A 19,488-nucleotide genomic window follows, 5' to 3' on the forward strand; every position below is an offset into this window, starting at 1 on the left:
ACATCATCTACAACTACCTATGGCACCTCAAGTTTTAACAAAAGCCACCGGCGAAACTACATCTATCACTGATCTTCAATTTTATAAAGATACCATTGCCGGCTTAACCGCCTCGCCAAAGTATCTCAATTCCAAATATTTCTATGATGCGCATGGTGATAAGCTTTTCCAGGATCTGATGAACTGCGAAGAGTATTATCCAACCAATTGCGAAATGGAGATCTTTACCAACCAGACAGCAGATATCTGCGAGGCGCTGATAGGTAACGGCGACGCTTTTGATTTGATTGAGTTGGGTGCAGGCGACGCTACCAAATCAACCAAACTGTTAAAATACCTGATGGATAACAAAGCAGATTTCAGCTATCTGCCTATTGATATATCAGAAAATGTGATCTCATACCTCAATATGACCTTGCCTGTTATATTACCGGGCATAGATATTACCGGCCTTAATGGCGACTATTTTGATATGCTGAAAAAAGCTGCAGACATATCTGACAAACGCAAAGTAGTGATGTTTTTAGGCTCAAATATTGGTAACATGCCGGTGGCGGATGCTGAGCAGTTTTGCAACGAACTGCGTAAACATTTATCGCCGGGTGATATGGTGTTGATCGGTGTCGATCTGAAAAAAAACCCTGCAACCGTGCTGGCAGCTTATAACGATAAAGAAGGCATCACCAAACGTTTCAATATCAATCTGCTGGAGCGCATGAACCGCGAGTTGGGTGCAAATTTTGATGTAAACCAATTTGATCATTACGCCATGTATGATCCTGAAACAGGTGCATGCAAAAGTTATCTGGTAAGTCAGGCAGAGCAGCGTGTGATGATAGGTAGTGAATTGATCTCTTTTGCCAAGGATGAATATATTTATATGGAGATATCACAAAAATACACAATAGAGCAAACTGATGAAATGGCTTGCAAATCGGGTTTTAAACCATTAGCGCATTTCAGCGATAGCAAAGGTTGGTTTTTAGATGCCATATGGCAGGCAGTGTAAGCGTTTAGCTACATCAGGGTAGCTCCTGACGGAGCAAAAATTTCTTAATTACTTTCTACAAAGCGGTAGCCCCGATGGGGCAAGTACTTTGCTTTTAAATAGCACCTGCATATTATGTGCCGTAGGTGCAACCCACTTTGTAGCCCTACAGAGCGGTAGCCCCGATGGGGCAGGTACTTTGCATTTAAATAGCATTTGCATATTATGTGGCGTAGGCACAACAGCTTTGTAGGGCAATCCAAACAAAACATTGCGTGCCGTAGGTACGCAACCTATCTACGCAATTTGTATTGATGAGATGATTAAATAAGGCTATCTTTATAAAAAATACAACCTAAATGGAAGCCTCATCAGTGTTATTTTACATCTTTCTATTTTTTATCGTGATTGTTGTTTTCTCATCATTTGTTACCGTTAAACAGGGTACAATTGTGGTGATCACAGTATTTGGGAAATACCGCCGCATATTAACGCCGGGCTTAAATTTCAAGATCCCGCTGATCGAGAATATCTATTCAAAAATATCTATCCAGAACCGTTCGGTAGAGCTGGAGTTCCAGGCAGTAACGTTTGACCAGGCCAATGTGTACTTCAAAGCTATGCTGCTTTATTCGGTTTTAAACCAGGAAGAAGAGACCATCAAAAACGTAGCCTTCAAATTTGTTGACGAGCGCAACCTGATGCAGGCGCTTATCCGCACGGTTGAAGGTTCTATCCGTGCCTTTGTAGCTACTAAACGCCAGAGCGAGGTACTGATACTCCGTCGCGATATTGTGGAGCACGTAAAAGAACAACTGGACAATATATTAGAAGGCTGGGGATATCACCTGCAGGACCTTCAGTTAAATGATATCACCTTTGATGACGTGATCATGAAATCGATGAGCCAGGTGGTGGCATCAAACAATTTAAAGGCCGCAGCCGAAAACGAAGGCCAGGCTTTACTGATCACCAAAACCAAAGCCGCCGAAGCCGATGGTAATGCCATTAAAATTTCGGCAGAGGCCGAGCGCCAGGCTGCGCAACTACGCGGACAAGGTATAGCACTTTTCCGCGAGGAGGTAGCCAAGGGTATGACCTCTGCTGCAAAGGAAATGCAAACGGCCAATATGGACACCTCGGTTATCCTATTCACTATGTGGACAGAATCCATTAAACACTTCTCAGAAAACTCTAAAGGCAATGTTATTTTCCTTGATGGATCAAGCGACGCAATGCAGCGCACCATGAAAGAAATGATGGCTTTAAACCATTTGCATACAGACACCGTCAAAAAGTAAATTTACTTTACACCCCCGACGGCTTAGATGAGATTGATTAAACTTTGCGCTATTTGCGCCGTGGCAGTTTTATGCCTTAAAACAAAGGCGGCTACAGCACAGCCTTACCGCATTTTAACGCAGGCTGATTTTTTAGGTACACCGAGACCTGACGGCAGAGGCGTTGTAGCTTACACCAACTGCACGCTCAACTTTAGCTACCATTCTAACCACGTTAACGGTGAGTACCTTTTACACGCCAGCGTCCGCCTCACCATGAATAACTACAAGTCATGGTTGGACCGTTCCCGTATTATTAATAGCGAGCAACTTTCAGAAATATTGAAACACGAACAGGGGCACTATAATATTGCTTACCTGGAGCAGCAGGAAGTTCTGCGCACCTTAAGCCGCACACGCTTCACAGCAAATTACCGACAGGAAGCTATGGATATTTTTGACCGTATAGATGCCAGGTACAAGCAACTCAACCAGGATTACGAAGAAGATACCCAAAACATGGTTAACCGCCAGCAGCAACACAGCTGGGACGTTTATTTTGCTAAGCGCCTGCAATATATTTCAAGAGAAAACGCAAGCTTGTAATCATGTTTGCCATATGGCAATATTCCTGTACTTTTGAAGCCTATGCCCGTAGGTAAAAATTTATATTTCGCTTCTGATTTCCATTTGGGTGCTGTAAGTTATAGTTCATCGCGCGAACGGGAAGACCGTATTATCCGCTGGCTGGATATGATCAAAGATGACGTTGCCGAACTATTTTTAATGGGCGATGTATTTGATTTCTGGTTTGAATATAAAACCGTTGTTCCCAAAGGTTACATTCGTTTTTTAGGAAAACTGGCCCAACTTACCGATAGCGGCGTTAAGCTTTATCTTTTTAAAGGCAACCACGACATGTGGATGTTCGATTATTTTGTGACGGAGTTTAATGCCACCATTATCACCAACGAACTGGAGATTGAGCGGAGCGGCAAAAAGTTTTACCTGCACCACGGCGACGGTCTCGGGCCCGGAGATAAGTTCTATAAATTCTTGAAAAAGTTTTTCAGGAGCGGTGTTTGCCAATGGTTATTTGCTAGGCTGCACCCTAATTTGGGTGTTGGTATTGCAAACGCATGGTCGAGACAGAGCCGTATTGCCGGCGCTAAAGATGAGCACAAGATGCAGTACCAGCAGGAATGGCTGGAAACCTATTCGCGAGAAATGCTCAAAACGAAACACTTCGATTATTTTGTTTTCGGGCACCGCCATTTGCCTCTTGACATTGCACTGCCAGATAATGCGCGGTACATTAACCTCGGCGAATGGGTAAATTACAACAGCTACGCGGTTTTCGATGGAACTGAGTTATCATTAAGATATTTCACTCAATAGCTATCAAGCGATTAATATTAATACTGTCTGTAAGAGTTTAAGATTCGCGCCTTCTGATTATTAAATTCAGCTTCTGATATTGCGCCGCTATCCAATAACTGCTTAAATTTTTCAAGCTCATCGGCAGATGACCGAGCGGGAAAAGCATAAGGGTCTTTATATCCAATCTTAGGTGTGCAATAGATAATTGCGATTCCAATAATATTCAGGAAGAAACCTAATAATAACCCGGGAATTGCACCAATTGTTCTTTCTGCACCTGCTTTATATCCCCATATAGGAAATATGATACATCCTCCTAATATTCCAAAAGCAACAATTATTAAGATTATCTCAGGTACGCCCAGGTTAAACATGATATTCAGGTTGATGATATTTATCCTAATATAGGATATTGTTGTCAATATGTTTAAAATGAAAATAAATTTTACAACCGTGATTGTTTGTTAAAGTAGTGTAATAAGCTGTAACTATAGATTAACTACAGGCTCCTCGCTAAATTATGTGACAGAAATTGCGTATTTTTGCATGTTTTTTGCGCGGTTTTTCTTACCTACCGCAAAATCTTTTACATAAAATGTTAGATAAATTAGAGTTAATATACCAACGCTGGAAAACTGTTGAAGGCGAGTTAAGCAGCCCGGAAGCAATGGCTGATATGAAGCGTTTTGCCCAGCTGAATAAAGAATATAAAGATCTTGCCAAGGTTGTTGATCAATACCACATTTACAAAAATGTTATCAGCAATATTGATGCAAACAAAGAGATATTGGCGACAGAAAAAGACGAAGAATTTCGTGAAATGGCCAAGGGCGAGCTGGATGAACTTTTGCAAAAGCAAGATGAGCTGGAAGAGGCTATCCGCCTGATGCTAATACCTAAAGATCCGGAGGACTCTAAAAATGCCATTGTGGAGATACGTGGCGGCACTGGTGGTGATGAAGCTGCCCTTTTTGCAGGCGACCTTTACCGTATGTACATGCGTTACTGCGAAAAACGCGGCTGGCGTACAGAGTTGGTAGATTATACCGAAGGTACTGCAGGCGGTTACAAAGAGATTGTTTTTAATGTGAATGCAGAAGATGCTTACGGTAACTTCAAGTATGAGTCAGGCGTGCACCGCGTACAGCGAGTGCCGGATACAGAAACACAGGGCCGTGTGCACACGTCTGCAGCGTCGGTAGTGGTATTGCCTGAAGTTGATGAATTTGACATCGAACTTCATGCTGCAGATATCCGTAAAGACCTTTTCTGTGCATCGGGCCCTGGTGGTCAGTCGGTTAACACCACCTACTCCGCGGTACGTTTAACGCACATCCCAACAGGTATTGTTGCACAATGCCAGGATCAGAAATCGCAATTAAAGAATTACGATAAAGCATTGCAGGTATTACGTTCACGCGTTTATGAAATGGAGTTGCAAAAGCACTTGGAAGAAACGTCTAAAAAACGCAAGACCATGGTAGCTACCGGTGATAGAAGTGCCAAAGTGCGTACTTACAATTACCCACAAGGGCGTTTAACTGAACACCGCATAGGTTTAACCATATATAACCTCTCCGGCGTTATGAACGGCGACCTGCAGGAAATAATGGAAGCTTTGCAGTTTGCAGAAAATGCTGAGAAATTAAAAGAAGGCACTGTAGCATAAGCTATTGCCATTATAAAAATTAAAGCGCCCTATGGGTGCTTTTTTTGTTTATTAACTGCTCATTTCATGTCAATTTCATGATGCCAATATAATTTAGCGTTTGTTAAGTCGCGTTTTGTTGCGGCTTTACGTATGGGCTTTATAACAGTTAAAGTTTAATAAAAACGCTATCATCTATGCTGGCATTAAAAAATTTAGCAGAGAACACAACCATTTTCAGCCGTTCGGTAAGGTTAATGGGTACTGATTTTAATTTTGATCTGGTAACAGACAATGCGGTGTGGGCTTTGCAGCGCATTGAAAGTGCTGTTAATGAGATAAACCGCATAGAGAAGCTTCTAAGCACCTTTAATGAGGAAAGTTCCATTAACCTTATTAACCGCAATGCAGGAATTGCACCGGTAAAGGTTGATGCTGAAACTTTTAAATTAATTGACCGCGCAATACAGATCTCTGCCCTAACTTATGGCTCATTTGATATTGCATACGGCATACCGGCGAGTAAAGAGCACGAAGGCACTGTTGTTACAAAAACCCGCACGCTTAAAAAGAAAATAAGCCTTACCAATTACACCAATATCGAGCTTGACCAGGCTAAGCAAACCGTATTTTTAAAAAATACGAATATGCGCATCAGCCTAAGTGCTCTGGCACGTGGTTACGCGGCTGATAAGGCTAAAGTAACCTTGCAAATGGAAGATGTTAGCAGCGGCGTTATTAATATAAGTGGAGATTTGCTAACCTGGGGTTTACAGCCAGATGGCTCAGCATGGACCATCGCTGCTGCCAATAGCACTAAAGCAAATGAGATTTATAGCCATGTGGAAATAAGCAACATGGCTGTAGTAACTTCTGTTAATCCCGATCTTGTTGCTAACCGTGCGGTTATAAATGCTGAAAGCGGCTTCCCGGTGAGTGCCATCAAAAGCATTTCTATCATAAGCCCTACAGCAGAACTATCAGGTGCCATGACAGGGCCTATGTTTGGTATGGGTATTAACACAGGCCTGTATTTGGTAAATAAACTTAACCAGATAGCTTGTATAGCGGTTGACGATCATGAGCGTGTTTATACCTCAAAGCATATAAAGTTATAACTTGCCGGCGTTGCCGATACTATAACCCTAATTTAATTTTGCGCTAAGCGGTAGGACAGATAGCCTAATGCTTGGCGCTTTTTTTACATAAATACATTTAGCTTAATAAGGGAGCACACCTTTATATTTACGTAATTTTTGCTTTCTGCTATTCACCTATAAATGACGAAGTGGTTTTTGTATATTGTTCTGCTGATGCTATTTGCACCGCTTTCGTCCTACCCGGAGGTGAGCAGAGCACATCCCCCATCTACAGTTATCACAACATCGCCTGTATCAATTGACCAAAATTTTACGTTTCAACAACGTGATACCACTGTAACAAAAGGCAGGCAAAAGCCATCAGAAGAAGAAAAGAAAAAAATTAAGGAGATTGCGAAGGCAAAAAAAATGCCCAAGCCCGAGAAAATAGACGAAGTTAAAACCGATAAGCCAAAACGGCAGCGGCAGCGCAGGCCTGAAGGACTTGAGCGGCCACCGGAAATTCCAAGAAGAAACGAGTAACCCAATTTATGCTAATGAAACATATTGGATCCCTCATATTAATAACATTGTGCATAACATTATCGGCATCGGCCAAGCCCCTGCTGATGACGTATAAGGCATACCATGCCGTAGCCGATACGGATACCGTTAAGCCCGTACGTAAAAGTTCAGCCTCAATTGGTGTAAGTTATGGTACTGATGCTTTGTTCTTCGGCCGCACCGGCCCTATCAGGTATCCTTTTGTATCAACAGATATTATCGTAAATACCAAACCCGGTTTTTTTGTATATGGTTCTGGTTTAAAAGTTTTAGGCTACAAACCGCTGGTTGATGAGATAGATGTGGGTGGCGGCTATTATTACCGTTTGTCTAAAAAATATACGGGCACTATCAGTTATACCCGTTTCATTTTCAATAAAGAAGCCAATATTATCAAGTCGGCCTCTTCTAATGATATTAACTGGAAAAACACTTTCGACTGGAAATTTTTGAGAACCAGCATCACAGCAGATTACCTTTTTGGTAAATCTGATGATATATTTACCACACTAACCGCTTCTAAGTATTACGAAAGCAAATTCAGCATTTTTACCGATCAGGATTATTTATCCATCACTCCTGCTGTAAGCATGATATTGGGCACCCAAAATTTTGTGCAACGGTATACCGATGATCATAACCGTAAGCTCGAATTTGATAACATTACCGATAAGAACATCAGGGCACGCAACTCCAGGTTTAATGCACTTAACTACAGCCTTAAATTTCCGCTTGCCTATAACACCCCTCATTATACACTCGAAGCATCTTACAGGTATTCAATACCTGTAAACGTAGAGGGTATTTTGCAGAACCGGAAAGAATCGTTTTTTAATCTCACGTTTTATTACGTTTTTTATTAGATGAACATACTTATCGTTGAAGATGAAAAGGCGCTTGCCCAGGAAATGGAGTTGTTTTTAACCAAGAACAATTACATCTGCGAGGTATGTTATAACGGCATCTCGGCATCAGAAAAAATTGCGGTAAACCTGTACGATTTTATATTGCTTGATCTTGGCTTGCCTGACTATGAGGGCTTAGACCTATTGATCGAAGCACGCCGCACCAACCCGGAAGCTGCTTGTATAATTCTCACCGCGCGTGCCGAGGTGAACGACCGCGTTAAGGGTTTAGACCTGGGCGCCGATGATTACCTGGCCAAGCCGTTCTCCCTATTAGAGTTGCAAAGCCGTATGCAGGCCATCATCCGCCGTAAATTTGGTGTTCCACAGAATGTGGTTGATCTTGATGGTTTTTTGATAAACCTTACTGATCGTACCATCATGTACCATGTTAACCCGGTAAATGCCATCACTAAAAAGGAGTTTGACCTGCTGGCTTACCTGCTGCTGCATAAGAACCGCACGCTTACCCGTGCCCAATTAGGCGAACACATCTGGGGCAGCGTTATCAATGACGATTACGACTCTAACTTTATAGATGCACACATCAAAAATATCCGCAAAAAGCTGAGTGCATTTGCACCGGCCGATTGGCTCGAAACTGTGCGCGGGTTAGGTTACCGTATCAAAACAAGCGTTTAAGATTTGAAGCTTCAGTTAAAACTTACGTTTTTCAATGCCATATCAAAACTGGTTATTGTAACCCTGTTTGTTTTGCTGCTGCCCGGCGTAATCGAAAATATCAACAAGAACTATGCTGATGACCGTTTGGTTAAACAAAAGGATAAGCTTTTAGAGATCGTTCACCGTGACGGAATAAAGGGCTACATTAGTAACGATGACGAAAGTTATGGCAGTTACCTGCCGCTAAAAGAAGAATATATAAGTTTAGCCGTAGCTGACCCCGGCTTTCATCTTGACACTATTGAGGATGAAAAGCGGATGGTTGAGCGCGACACGATAGATTACCGCATCCTTAGCCACACTTTCTATGTGGGTAAAAAAAACTACCTGCTTGAAATAGGCAAAAGCACAGATAGTATCAGTGAAACCACTAAACCGCTGCAAAACATTGCTTTCCAGATATTGATAGGCATGGTTTTATTGACCATACTGGCCGATCAGGCTTTTTCGAGCTACATCCTGCGCCCCTTAAATACAATTATCCGTACAAAACTGGTTCGGCAAAAGTTCCCAAGTTTCACGTCTTACAACAGGGTACGCACCACTACTTCAGACTTTCAGTACCTGGATATCAGCATCCACCGCATGGTGCAGGCTATTGAACAGGCATTTCAAAAAGAACGTGAATTCATCTCCAATGCTTCGCATGAGTTAATGACGCCGATATCTATCCTGCAATCAAAAATAGAGAACATGTTTGAACAGGATGATGTTGCCGACGAAACCAAGCTGCGTTTGCTGGAAATGCAAAAGATTTTATACCGCCTTAAAAGTATAACCAAAACCCTGTTACTAATATCACAAATAGAGAACGAGCAGTTTTTAAAGGAAGACAAAACCACTACTGCCGAATTGCTGCAGGAACTTTATGATGAAATATCCATACGCCTGCAGGATAAGAACATTACGCTGAACATGCAGGTGATCGATAACGTTGAGCTTATCAATATCAATAAATTCCTGCTTTTTAACCTGCTTTTTAACCTGGTTAATAACGCTATTAAATACAATAGGATCGATGGTTTAATAACCGTAACTGCAAGCTGGAGTAGCGGCCGTTACCAGATCAGCGTTGAGGATACAGGTATCGGCATAGCAGAGGAAGACCTGCCCCATATCTTTAACCGTTTCAAAAAAATGAAAAAGGCTTTGTCAGAAGATAGCTTTGGTTTGGGCCTCCCTATTGTTAAATCAATAGCAGATTTTCACAACATCGATATCAGCATTGTTTCAGAACAGGGCAAAGGCAGCAACTTCACTATCAGCTTACCCGCCGGCAGCATAAATGCTTCGTTATAAAAGCAGCCCTTGTACTAAATTTAATGCAGCATTTCGTTCTAACAAACACCTTTATTATTTACATCAACAATATATTTTCCTTCGTATTAAAAATATTTTGTTGAGATATAGTTTTGCTATCAAAATAATTTACTGTTTTACAATTACGCTAATTAAATGCTTTGGCATTCCCTTTGCAATTATGCCCAAAAAACACACACAATTATTTAAGATGAAAACATTAAAGATAAAAATTGCTACTTATAGTATTGCATTAGCTTCTGTAGGCGTATTGGCAACAGGTTGCGACTCGTTAACTAAAACACAAAAAGGTGCTGCAATTGGTGCAGGTGCAGGTGGTACCATTGGTGCCGTTATTGGTAAGGCTGCAGGTAACACTGCATTAGGCGCTATTATTGGTGGTGCCGTAGGTGGTACTGCAGGTGCCTTTATTGGCCGTAACATGGACCGCCAGGCTGCGGAAATTAAGCAAACCGTACCGGGTGCTACTGTTACCCGCGAGGGCGAAGGTATTTTGGTGAAATTTGACTCGGGTATTTTGTTTGATACTGATAAATCTGATCTTAAATCAGCTGCGCGTACAAACTTAGCCAACCTGGCAACTTCATTACAAAACAACCCGCAAACCAACATATTGATAGTTGGCCATACCGATAACACTGGTAGCGATTCATACAACCAGGGCTTATCTGTTCGCCGTGCCGAATCTGTAAAATCATTCCTGACCGCTAACAGCGTATCATCATCACGTTTAAGCGTATCGGGCAAAGGTGAGAGTGAGCCAATTGCTGACAACAGCACTGCAGAAGGCCGCGCGCAAAACCGCCGTGTAGAGATTGTAATTGTTGCTAACCAGGCCATGAAAGATCAGGCTAAACAACAAACCGGTCAATAACATATTATTTGATTTAATAAGTTTTTTAGAAACCCTGCGACTACGTTGCAGGGTTTTTTGTTACCCTACCCTCTTTACGCGCAACGAAGAAGCAGCCGACGATCCGCCGTATGGCTGAGATGTCGGGGTGAGTAAAATTTTGTAGATTTGCCGCATGGCATCCATCAAACCATCTGTACCAAAGGGCACACGCGATTTCTCTCCGGCCGAAATGGCAAAACGTAACTTTATTTTCGATACCATAAAAAGCGTTTTCAGGAAATACGGCTACCAGCAGATAGAAACGCCATCGATGGAAAACCTAAGCACCCTAACCGGGAAATACGGTGAAGAGGGCGATAAGTTGATATTTAAGATACTCAATAGTGGTGATTTAATTGATCAACAACTTTTGACACAGTTTAAAGAGTTATTTGAAACCCTAAAAAATGGTGGGTGGCAGGCAGGTGTTACACGCGATGACGACGACATCTTTAATACGGAAGGAAAGGTCATCTACCATGACACAACATCTCAAAATGAAGATCAACTTTTTCGAAAAATGTTTACAGAAGAATTTGATAAGACCAGCAGTCTTTATAAAAAGTCAAATCAATCTCTAATTAAGCAAGTTTCCGAAAAAGCTCTTCGCTACGACCTAACCGTACCTTTTGCGCGTTATGTGGTGCAGCACCAGAACGAAATTACCTTTCCTTTCAAGCGCTTCCAGGTGCAGCCGGTATGGCGTGCTGATAGGCCACAGAAAGGCCGTTACCGCGAGTTTTACCAGTGCGATGCCGATGTGGTTGGTTCGCCATCATTACTCAACGAGGCCGAGTTTGTTTTGATCTATGATGAAGCCCTGAGCAAGTTAGGCCTATCTGATTTTACCATCAAGATCAACAACCGCAAGATACTATCGGGTATTGCTCAAGTAGTTAACAAGCACGATAGCATTGTTGATATGACAGTAGCCATTGACAAGCTTGATAAGATCGGTTTAGATGGTGTAATCAAGGAATTATTGGAACGCGGCTTCACTGAAGCAGATATAGAGAAGATAAAACCTATTATTTTGTTGCAAGGCACCAATGAGGAAAAATTAGTTAGTCTGCGCCAGGCTTTGGCAAACTCTGAAATAGGCCTCTTAGGCTGCGCCGAGATTGAAAAAGTATTTGCATACATAGCTGCCTGCAAACCGCTTACTGCTAAACTGGAGCTGGATATCACCCTTGCCCGCGGATTGAACTACTATACCGGTGCCATTTTCGAAGTTAAGGCAAACGGTGTAGCCATAGGCAGCATAGGTGGTGGTGGCCGTTACGACGATCTTACCGGCATGTTCGGCCTTAAAGGGCTTACTGGTGCGGGTATCTCTTTTGGTGCAGATCGTATTTACGATGTGCTGGAGGAATTAAACCTATTCCCTGCATCAACAGACCAAAGTACGCAGGTGCTTATTTGCTGTTTTGATGCAGAAGCAGAGGCTTATGCCTTGCCATTACTGCAGCAACTACGCGCTAATAACGTTAACGCCGAGCTTTACCCGGCAGGTACCAAGATCAAAAAGCAAATGGATTACGCCAACAACAAGCAGATTCCTTTTGTAGTTCTGATAGGTACTGAGGAAATGCAAAGCGGACAGCTAAGCTTTAAAAATATGCAAAGCGGCGAGCAGGAAAAACTTACTGCAGAGCAGATCATGGCGAAATTCTAAATCAGCTGATATCCTTAAGGGCGATGATCTTATCGCCCTCAAAAGTAAAAACAGATTGTCCCGTAAGTTTTAATTCATCACCAACCTTCATACCGTTTGGGAGATCGATAGCTAAAGTAGCCTCATAGTCGATAGCTATTTCAGTTTCATTGCCCCTATGCATTACATCAGTTATTGATTGTCTACGGCTGCTGAAATAGCTTTTGCTTGCTCTGCCTGTTGGCGAAACGCTTGTAGTCCATTTAACGTCATGTTTACTTGTCCGCCGCTGATGTTTTCAAAAACTACGTCATCGGCCATGTCTTTCATCATGCCATCAATATCAAAGCTATTATAAGCGTCAATGTAGTTATTGATGATCGCTTCTCTATTATTCATCTTATTTCAATGCTTTTGCTATTGCTTCATCTGTGACTTTAGCCATTATTTTGTAGCCTGCTTCATTAGGATGAACGCCATCGGTGGTAAGTTCAGCCTTTTGCCCGTTGCGCTCATCAACCAATGGCGAAAAGTAATCAAGCAGCACCAATCGCTCTTGCCCTGCGTAAGCTTTGATAGCTTTATTTAATTCAATGATCTTATCTGCCGCTGCAAAACCTTTGCGCCATGGATATTCATAAACTGGGAGATACTCACATAAGATCACTTTGATATTATTAGCCTTAGCAATCTGCACCATCGAGCGGATGTTGTCCATTATCCGCCCGGTAGTTACGTGCCCTGTTGTGCCGGCAATATCATTGCTCCCGGCTAATATGATCACTGCTTTAGCCTTCACGCCTACCACATCCTGCTGAAAACGAATAAGCAATTGCGGCGATATCTGTCCGCTTATACCGCGGTCAATATAATTTTTATGCTCCGCGAAGTATTGCGGCACCTTTTGTTTCCAGAATTCAAAAATCGAGCTGCCCAGGAAAACTACGCGCTTTTCACCTGCAGCAGGTTGTGGTAAGTGGCTGTTCTCCGCTTCGTAATGACTGAGGTCGGCCCAGTCGTCTTTAAAATCCTCAGCGGATTGTTGTGCAAACGTCGAGGCAGAAACGAACAGAAACAGAATAAAAAGTGCTTTTTTCATAGCGTAAACGGATGTAACTCAAAAGTACAATATGCCTTTATTAAATTTCTATTAAAACCAATTTTAAAGGCAACCTTTACCCTACCTTTAAACGTAATACGCTAAAAACCCCCGAAAAAATAACACATGAAAAAAACTTTATTAAACCTTGGCGTTGCGGCATTGGTTTGCACCGCTTTATTCAGCTCTTGCTCAAAAGAGAAAAATGCCTCAACTGCAGCGGCCCAAACCGAAATGGGATTTCAACTAACGGCAGATAATCAGCAAACAACTGTAGGCACAAACGCAGTTACAGATGGTAGAGAAGTTAATGCTACTGCTATCAGCACTGCGAGTATTAAATGGACATCGGTTATTGCCAATGTAAGCCGTTTTAAGCTGGAAGCTAAACGTAACGGTAAGGTAACCGAGATCACTACAAAAAATGTATCAAACCTTGATCTGTTTAACCTAAACTCATCGCCAATAACTGCCCTGGTTGATACAGGCCATTATCGCGAAATAGAGGTTAAGATACTGCTGGTTAAATCTTCAGGAACCGATATACCGCTTACTGCTAAAGGCACCTTTACCACAGCTGCCGGTGCAGCAGTACCAATTGAGTTTGATTATAACGATAATGCCATTATCAAAGGAGAATTGAAGGACGTTACTGTTGATGCTAATACCGGTGTAACTTCAAAAATCAACCTGCATTTAAATAAGCTTTTAACGGGCATCCCGTCAACAATGCTTGATCAGGCTACACGTACCAATGGCACAATCGTTATCAACAGTACTACAAATGCAGCAATTTATAACCGTGTAATTATTAACATTTTCCTTGCTTTTGAAGCACATGAGTTTGAACACCACAAAAAGTAATTAAGCGATTTTATTATATTTCAGCCACTTGTAAATGTTACGGGTGGCTTTTTTATTTGTAGCCAATCCGTTTTAAACAATTTTGCTTTATTTTATCTCCTGATATGGATGCACAGATCTCTGCAAAAAAATTCTGGGGGTTAACCGGTTACCAATGGACCTGCATCCTATACATTGCCGTGGCTCTTTTTTGCTGGCAGCTCAAATACTTCAGGCATATTGATAATAATTACATCATATTCCGCACTTCTTTTTATCATTTTAAGGATCATGTAAACCTGTATCTGCTTTACCCTAATGAATACTACGATGTTTACATATACGGGCCGTTATTTACGGTTTTTATAGCGCCGCTATCGCTGATGCCTGAAGGCTGGGGCTTCTTTTTTTGGGAAGTTGGCAATGCTGCAGCATTTTTATGGGCTATCAATTTATTACCTTTTAACAATCGGACAAAAACTATCATCTTACTCCTGTGCGCTATAGAGTTTGCAAACGCAAGCCATTACATGCAGTTTAACCCTATAATTGCTGCCATAATAATTGGCAGCTTCATACTGGTAAAAAAGCAAAAAGAGCAGTATGCCACCCTATTAACCGTGGCCGGCACGCTGATGAAGATCTACCCGATAGTAGGTCTGGCATTCTTCTTTTTCTCTAAGAACAAAGCCAAATACATTATATGGTCGGTAATTTGGACGGCTATATTTTTGGTGCTGCCGGCCATTATCTCCGGACCAGGTTTTTTGATCCAAACCTACAAGGATTGGTTTGTTGCGCTAACTTCAAAGAACCTTACCAACCAAAGTTTAACTACAGGGTTCGACTGGTGTATGATGGGTGCCGTAAGGCGGGCCTTTCAGGACAGCTCCATCCCCAACTGGCCATTTCTGCTCATGGGAGCAGCTTCTGTAATTGGCGCACTGGCAAGGGTTAAACAATATGAGTTCTTAAAATTCAGGTTACAGTTGATGTGCTCGTTACTGATAATGGTAGTGATTTTCAGTACAGCATCAGAGCATCCTACATTTATTATTGCAACTGCGGGTGCAGTTATTTATATCATGATGCAGCACAAGCCGTTTACACCATTTAACATCGTAATATTGGTACTGCTCTTGGTAGTCACAGGTTTAGGGCCCTCTGATGCATTCCCTAAACCGGCGCGTGTATGGATGCAGAACTACGCTATTAAGGCGTATATACCTGTTATCATCTGGTTTAAAATTGCCTGGGAACTGTTGTTTACAGATTTTCGCGGGCAGGTAATTCCGGCCATTACAAAAGTAAATCAATAGGCGCTAAAACTTCCTAACCAAAACTTTCAATTCACAACAACTGTTAAATTTAATAACAATTAAATCGGCAATTTTTTGTCGAAACTTTTAAGCATTGTTGATTTAAATAAATAATTATTTAAAAAAATCATAACAAAACCAACAATTCTGCAATTAAAGCATTAACTTGAGTAAGTTTTTATTGATCATTTAAGCATTTTGGAACATCATAACATGCAGGGCTCACAATATTTTGAAAAATATGGCTTAATTAACGGCGTATGGGACGAAATGTACGATCAAAACCACATCGTTCGTGGGCATTATCAAAAAGTAATAGACTACCTGTCTAAAGAATCGGCCGAAGATCTTCATAAAAAAGAAGAATTAGCAAAACGCCTGTTTATGACGCAGGGAATCACTTTTACCGTTTACAATAGCGGTGAAGGTATTGAAAAGATCTTCCCTTTTGATATTATACCGCGCGTTATAACCGCTGCAGAATGGGACTTTGTAGAGAAAGGTATAAAGCAAAGGCTCACCGCCCTTAACTTGTTCCTGAAAGATATTTACCACAATCAGTTCATCATAAAAGATGGCATTGTTCCCATAGATATCGTGTATTCGTGCCCGCACTTTTTGCGGGAGATGTACCAGTTAAATGTACCGTATGATGTTTATGTACATATTGCAGGTATTGATCTGATACGCGACCACGACGGTACTTTTTACGTACTGGAAGATAACCTGCGTACTCCATCGGGCGTTAGTTATATGCTGGAGAACCGGGAGATCACAAAACGCCTGTTCCCCGACTTGATACCGCATTGCGGAGTGAGAAGTGTAACAGAGTACCCATCTATCCTTTACAAAAACCTGCAAGCTTTATCTCCAAGGCAGGTTAGCAATCCAACCATCGTATTGCTTAGTCCGGGCATTTATAACTCGGCATATTTTGAGCATACCACGCTTGCACGCTTAATGGGTGTTGAGCTGGTTGAAGGGCGCGACCTGGTAGTGAACAACCACCGGGTATACATGAAAACCACTACCGGTTTGCAGCAGATAGATGTGATTTACCGCCGCGTAGATGACGACTTCCTGGATCCGCTGGTATTTAACCCGAACAGTGTTTTAGGTGTTGCAGGCTTAATGGGCGCGTACCGTAAGGGCAACGTTGCTATTGTAAACGCACTGGGCAATGGCGTTGCCGACGATAAAGCTACCTATATCTACGTTCCGGATATGATAAGGTACTATCTAAACGAGGAACCATTACTTAAAAACGTGCCAACACACCGCCTGTCTAACCCCGATGAACGCGAATACGTGTTTGAGAATATCAATAAAATGGTTGTCAAAAAAACCAATGAAAGCGGCGGGTATGGTATGCTTATGGGCCACGCAGCCAGCCAGGAAGAAATAGAGAAATACAAGGTAGAGATCATGAAAGATCCGCGCAATTTTATCGCGCAGCCGACCATTAGTCTTTCTGCAGCACCTTGCTACATTAACGGCGTATTACAGCCCCGGCGGATAGACCTTCGGCCTTACGCGCTTTGCGGCCCTGATGGTATTGAGATAGTACCGGGCGGGTTAACCCGTGTAGCGCTAACAGAAGGTTCGCTGGTAGTAAACAGCTCTCAAGGTGGCGGAAGCAAGGACACATGGGTATTGGTATAAAGCCGAACTCCCTAACTCCCTAAAGGGGAAACCGAAGTTTAATTCAAACAGACAATAATGCTATTAGCAAGAAACAAAAATATACAAATCAAAAGCTCCCCCTTCAGGGGGCTGGGGGGCTACTTATGTTAAGTAGAGTTGCAGCAAGTTTTTATTGGTTAAGCCGGTATATTGAACGTAGCGATGGTCTTCTTCGGATGTTAAAAACCAACTATGCCTCATCGCAGGATTCGGTTGCCGGTTTTAGCTGGGAGCCCATTATGCGTATTTTTTCCGGTGCTGATGATGATATGGTAAAGTCGTTGGGTAATGAGAGCCGTGCTGTATTAAAGTTTATGGTGATGGAGCGCGATAACCCAAACTCCATTGTTAATTTAATAACCCTGGCACGTGAAAATGCCCGCAGTGTGCAGGAACATATCCCTACCGACCTGTGGCAGTGCATCAACGAATACTACCATACCGTAAAAGAACCCCGCATTGGTAACGGCTTAAGAAAAGACGACCCAATTGGCATATTGGACGTGCTGATAAAAGAAGTTATGCTTTATTATGGCACAGCGGAGATCACTATGGAACGCGGGCAGGCCCGTAGTTTTATGAACATCGGCAAATACCTGGAGCGGGCTATTCAATCTATTGATATCCTCGACGTAAAGTTTGGGCCTATAAATACCAACCCCGACCTGTTGCTGGATATCACCTATTGGAAACACTTACTGCAGTCAATCGGTGGTTACGAGCTTTACCAAAAAACATATCGCGATGGGTTGGAGGCACACAATGTTATAGAACAGGTGATCCTAAATAACGATTTCCCGCGATCTGTGATCTATTCGGTGAATAACATCCAGCGCTATTTTGATAGATTAAAGAACAACAGCAACGTAAATGATTACCGAGAGATATCGTTTCAGATAGGTAAGCTGCAAAGCAATATCAAATACAGTTCAGTAAAAAGCATTAGCCAGATGGGGCTGCACCAGTACCTTACCGGCCTGCGCGACGACTTGTATAAGATCGGTAACTCAATGAACGAGTACTACTTTGCAAACTCATAAAATTAATTTGAAAACGAGATTCGATTTGAAAATGTGATGATTTGAAGATTTGAAATTGGTGCATCGATTGAAAAGGCCTTTTCAAATTTTCAAATCCTCAAATCAAAAAAATTAATACCATGCCCGAATTTAAGATACAGCATATCACCAAATACACTTATGATAACTTTGTACGCGATAGCGCCAACAAGATCATTCTGTACCCGATAAACGATCTTTTTCAGGAAGTGCTTAAGCATGATCTAACAGTAACCGGGCACCCGCAAGTAGATACTTATATAGATTATTACGGTAACCAAACAGGCAGCTTTACCTATATAGAGCCGCATCGGTCAATGATCATCAATTCTCAGTTATCGGTTATCACCCACCCACGGGCATTGCCAATAGACGATATGTTTGCGGCCGAGCAATGGAACGAATTATACAACATGCGAAACGTGATGCCTTACATTGACTTCCTGAAACAGGAATATTTTGAAGGTTTGAGCGAACTAAGGCCGATTGTACAAGCCGAGCGTAAAATAGAAGATACCCCCTATCACACTGCGCTTAACTTCTCTAAATACGTTTACAAAAATTTCGAATACATAAAAGGCGTAACAACTGTTGAGACCACACTTGATGAGATCTGGAAACTGCGTGCCGGTGTTTGCCAGGATTTTGCCCATCTTTTAATGGTAATGCTGAGGTATGTGGGCATCCCTGCCAGGTACGTAAGCGGATACATTTGCCCTAACAAAGACGGCATGCGTGGCGAAGGCGCAACCCATGCCTGGGCCGAGGCTTATTTGCCCGGGTACGGTTGGTTGGGTATTGACCCTACTAATAATTGTATTGCAAATGAGAACCACGTGCGCCTGGCCGTTGGCCGCAACTTTAGCGATTGCTCACCGGTGAAAGGTGTTTACAAAGGCAGCGCAGGGCACACGCTTGAAGTATCGGTGTCAGTAGGTTATGAAGATGGGCTTGTCCACGAAGAAAAAGATATATTTACAACATCATCACACGCTCCAAAACCTGCGCAAAGCATGCCACGGAACAGCTATGCAAAGTATATGGAGATGATACAGCAGCAGCAACAACAGCAGCAATAGGGGAACGAAG

General features: G+C 42.3%; 21 protein-coding genes. 17 read left to right on the forward strand and 4 right to left on the reverse strand.

Features of this window, described 5'->3' with window-relative positions:
• Positions 1–19: 19 nt before the first annotated feature.
• The 4 genes from egtD (at position 20) to INP83_RS02565 (ending at position 3,666) form a co-directional block, all read left to right on the forward strand.
• Positions 20–1,009 (forward strand): L-histidine N(alpha)-methyltransferase, encoded by a 990-nt coding sequence (egtD, locus tag INP83_RS02550; protein WP_219126182.1) that lies wholly within the window; start codon positions 20–22, stop codon positions 1,007–1,009.
• A 338-nt stretch (positions 1,010–1,347) separates the two neighbouring features.
• Positions 1,348–2,289, forward strand: coding sequence for an SPFH domain-containing protein (locus INP83_RS02555; protein WP_219126183.1), 942 nt, complete (start codon positions 1,348–1,350; stop codon positions 2,287–2,289).
• 60 nt (positions 2,290–2,349) lie between these two features.
• A complete protein-coding gene (locus tag INP83_RS02560) occupies positions 2,350–2,874 on the forward strand; it encodes a hypothetical protein (protein WP_219126184.1) in 525 nt (174 codons plus the stop codon).
• A gap of 42 nt (positions 2,875–2,916) precedes the next feature.
• Positions 2,917–3,666, forward strand: coding sequence for a UDP-2,3-diacylglucosamine diphosphatase (locus INP83_RS02565; RefSeq protein ID WP_219126185.1), 750 nt, complete (start codon positions 2,917–2,919; stop codon positions 3,664–3,666).
• 17 nt (positions 3,667–3,683) lie between these two features.
• Here INP83_RS02565 and INP83_RS02570 read toward each other — a convergent pair whose 3' ends face one another.
• Positions 3,684–4,022: an SHOCT domain-containing protein gene (locus INP83_RS02570; protein WP_219126186.1), complete on the reverse strand. Its 339-nt coding sequence runs from the start codon at positions 4,020–4,022 to the stop codon at positions 3,684–3,686.
• 221 nt (positions 4,023–4,243) lie between these two features.
• Here INP83_RS02570 and prfA point away from each other — a divergent pair, with 221 nt between their 5' ends.
• The 8 genes from prfA (at position 4,244) to hisS (ending at position 12,418) form a co-directional block, all read left to right on the forward strand.
• The gene (prfA, locus tag INP83_RS02575) at positions 4,244–5,317 is read left to right on the forward strand and encodes a peptide chain release factor 1 (protein WP_219126187.1); all 1,074 of its coding nucleotides are present in this window, start codon (positions 4,244–4,246) and stop codon (positions 5,315–5,317) included.
• A 176-nt stretch (positions 5,318–5,493) separates the two neighbouring features.
• A complete protein-coding gene (locus INP83_RS02580) occupies positions 5,494–6,414 on the forward strand; it encodes an FAD:protein FMN transferase (RefSeq protein WP_219126188.1) in 921 nt (306 codons plus the stop codon).
• A 162-nt stretch (positions 6,415–6,576) separates the two neighbouring features.
• Positions 6,577–6,918 (forward strand): hypothetical protein, encoded by a 342-nt coding sequence (locus INP83_RS02585; RefSeq protein WP_219126189.1) that lies wholly within the window; start codon positions 6,577–6,579, stop codon positions 6,916–6,918.
• Between the two features lie 86 nt (positions 6,919–7,004).
• Positions 7,005–7,802, forward strand: a complete 798-nt coding sequence (locus INP83_RS02590) for a hypothetical protein (RefSeq protein WP_219126190.1) — start codon at positions 7,005–7,007, stop codon at positions 7,800–7,802.
• Positions 7,803–8,486, forward strand: coding sequence for a response regulator transcription factor (locus tag INP83_RS02595; protein WP_146273093.1), 684 nt, complete (start codon positions 7,803–7,805; stop codon positions 8,484–8,486).
• Between the two features lie 3 nt (positions 8,487–8,489).
• The gene (locus tag INP83_RS02600) at positions 8,490–9,827 is read left to right on the forward strand and encodes a cell wall metabolism sensor histidine kinase WalK (RefSeq protein WP_219126191.1); all 1,338 of its coding nucleotides are present in this window, start codon (positions 8,490–8,492) and stop codon (positions 9,825–9,827) included.
• A gap of 211 nt (positions 9,828–10,038) precedes the next feature.
• On the forward strand, positions 10,039–10,722 hold the full coding sequence (locus tag INP83_RS02605; protein WP_219126192.1) for an OmpA family protein: 684 nt from the start codon (positions 10,039–10,041) through the stop codon (positions 10,720–10,722).
• 154 nt (positions 10,723–10,876) lie between these two features.
• Positions 10,877–12,418 (forward strand): histidine--tRNA ligase, encoded by a 1,542-nt coding sequence (gene hisS, locus INP83_RS02610; RefSeq protein WP_219126193.1) that lies wholly within the window; start codon positions 10,877–10,879, stop codon positions 12,416–12,418.
• 1 nt (position 12,419) lies between these two features.
• On the opposite strand, the gene INP83_RS21125 is transcribed toward hisS, so the two are convergent.
• The 3 genes from INP83_RS21125 to INP83_RS02620 are packed head-to-tail and all read right to left on the reverse strand — an operon-like array spanning position 12,420 to position 13,496.
• The gene (locus INP83_RS21125) at positions 12,420–12,581 is read right to left on the reverse strand and encodes a hypothetical protein (RefSeq protein ID WP_255563235.1); all 162 of its coding nucleotides are present in this window, start codon (positions 12,579–12,581) and stop codon (positions 12,420–12,422) included.
• An 8-nt stretch (positions 12,582–12,589) separates the two neighbouring features.
• Entirely contained in the window at positions 12,590–12,796 is a 207-nt protein-coding gene (locus tag INP83_RS21130) for a nuclear transport factor 2 family protein (RefSeq protein ID WP_255563236.1), read from the reverse strand.
• Position 12,797: 1 nt separating this feature from the next.
• Positions 12,798–13,496, reverse strand: a complete 699-nt coding sequence (locus tag INP83_RS02620) for a GDSL-type esterase/lipase family protein (RefSeq protein WP_219126194.1) — start codon at positions 13,494–13,496, stop codon at positions 12,798–12,800.
• 126 nt (positions 13,497–13,622) lie between these two features.
• Between INP83_RS02620 and INP83_RS02625 the strand changes: the two genes are divergently transcribed.
• The 5 genes from INP83_RS02625 (at position 13,623) to INP83_RS02645 (ending at position 19,478) form a co-directional block, all read left to right on the forward strand.
• On the forward strand, positions 13,623–14,360 hold the full coding sequence (locus tag INP83_RS02625) for a hypothetical protein (protein WP_219126195.1): 738 nt from the start codon (positions 13,623–13,625) through the stop codon (positions 14,358–14,360).
• Positions 14,361–14,464: 104 nt separating this feature from the next.
• On the forward strand, positions 14,465–15,658 hold the full coding sequence (locus INP83_RS02630) for a glycosyltransferase family 87 protein (RefSeq protein WP_219126196.1): 1,194 nt from the start codon (positions 14,465–14,467) through the stop codon (positions 15,656–15,658).
• Between the two features lie 213 nt (positions 15,659–15,871).
• The gene (locus INP83_RS02635; protein ID WP_146273228.1) at positions 15,872–17,320 is read left to right on the forward strand and encodes a circularly permuted type 2 ATP-grasp protein; all 1,449 of its coding nucleotides are present in this window, start codon (positions 15,872–15,874) and stop codon (positions 17,318–17,320) included.
• A 125-nt stretch (positions 17,321–17,445) separates the two neighbouring features.
• The gene (locus INP83_RS02640) at positions 17,446–18,381 is read left to right on the forward strand and encodes an alpha-E domain-containing protein (protein ID WP_146273101.1); all 936 of its coding nucleotides are present in this window, start codon (positions 17,446–17,448) and stop codon (positions 18,379–18,381) included.
• A 119-nt stretch (positions 18,382–18,500) separates the two neighbouring features.
• Positions 18,501–19,478, forward strand: coding sequence for a transglutaminase family protein (locus INP83_RS02645; RefSeq protein ID WP_219126197.1), 978 nt, complete (start codon positions 18,501–18,503; stop codon positions 19,476–19,478).
• Positions 19,479–19,488: the final 10 nt, after the last annotated feature.

Source organism: Mucilaginibacter sp. 21P (assembly GCF_019331605.1).
Taxonomy (GTDB): Bacteria; Bacteroidota; Bacteroidia; order Sphingobacteriales; family Sphingobacteriaceae; genus Mucilaginibacter; species Mucilaginibacter achroorhodeus.

Excerpts from the sequence above, each read along its gene's own strand:
- INP83_RS21125 (WP_255563235.1), bottom strand. The coding sequence starts at position 12,581 with ATGCATAGGGGCAATGAAACTGAAATAGCTATCGACTATGAGGCTACT.
- INP83_RS02625 (WP_219126195.1), top strand. The coding sequence starts at position 13,623 with ATGAAAAAAACTTTATTAAACCTTGGCGTTGCGGCATTGGTTTGCACC.
- INP83_RS21130 (WP_255563236.1), bottom strand. The coding sequence starts at position 12,796 with ATGAATAATAGAGAAGCGATCATCAATAACTACATTGACGCTTATAAT.
- INP83_RS02620 (WP_219126194.1), bottom strand. The coding sequence starts at position 13,496 with ATGAAAAAAGCACTTTTTATTCTGTTTCTGTTCGTTTCTGCCTCGACG.
- INP83_RS02565 (WP_219126185.1), top strand. The coding sequence starts at position 2,917 with ATGCCCGTAGGTAAAAATTTATATTTCGCTTCTGATTTCCATTTGGGT.
- prfA (WP_219126187.1), top strand. The coding sequence starts at position 4,244 with ATGTTAGATAAATTAGAGTTAATATACCAACGCTGGAAAACTGTTGAA.
- INP83_RS02590 (WP_219126190.1), top strand. The coding sequence starts at position 7,005 with ATGACGTATAAGGCATACCATGCCGTAGCCGATACGGATACCGTTAAG.
- INP83_RS02580 (WP_219126188.1), top strand. The coding sequence starts at position 5,494 with ATGCTGGCATTAAAAAATTTAGCAGAGAACACAACCATTTTCAGCCGT.
- INP83_RS02630 (WP_219126196.1), top strand. The coding sequence starts at position 14,465 with ATGGATGCACAGATCTCTGCAAAAAAATTCTGGGGGTTAACCGGTTAC.
- INP83_RS02595 (WP_146273093.1), top strand. The coding sequence starts at position 7,803 with ATGAACATACTTATCGTTGAAGATGAAAAGGCGCTTGCCCAGGAAATG.
- INP83_RS02585 (WP_219126189.1), top strand. The coding sequence starts at position 6,577 with ATGACGAAGTGGTTTTTGTATATTGTTCTGCTGATGCTATTTGCACCG.
- INP83_RS02570 (WP_219126186.1), bottom strand. The coding sequence starts at position 4,022 with ATGTTTAACCTGGGCGTACCTGAGATAATCTTAATAATTGTTGCTTTT.
- egtD (WP_219126182.1), top strand. The coding sequence starts at position 20 with ATGGCACCTCAAGTTTTAACAAAAGCCACCGGCGAAACTACATCTATC.
- INP83_RS02635 (WP_146273228.1), top strand. The coding sequence starts at position 15,872 with ATGCAGGGCTCACAATATTTTGAAAAATATGGCTTAATTAACGGCGTA.
- INP83_RS02640 (WP_146273101.1), top strand. The coding sequence starts at position 17,446 with ATGTTAAGTAGAGTTGCAGCAAGTTTTTATTGGTTAAGCCGGTATATT.
- INP83_RS02555 (WP_219126183.1), top strand. The coding sequence starts at position 1,348 with ATGGAAGCCTCATCAGTGTTATTTTACATCTTTCTATTTTTTATCGTG.
- INP83_RS02605 (WP_219126192.1), top strand. The coding sequence starts at position 10,039 with ATGAAAACATTAAAGATAAAAATTGCTACTTATAGTATTGCATTAGCT.
- INP83_RS02645 (WP_219126197.1), top strand. The coding sequence starts at position 18,501 with ATGCCCGAATTTAAGATACAGCATATCACCAAATACACTTATGATAAC.
- hisS (WP_219126193.1), top strand. The coding sequence starts at position 10,877 with ATGGCATCCATCAAACCATCTGTACCAAAGGGCACACGCGATTTCTCT.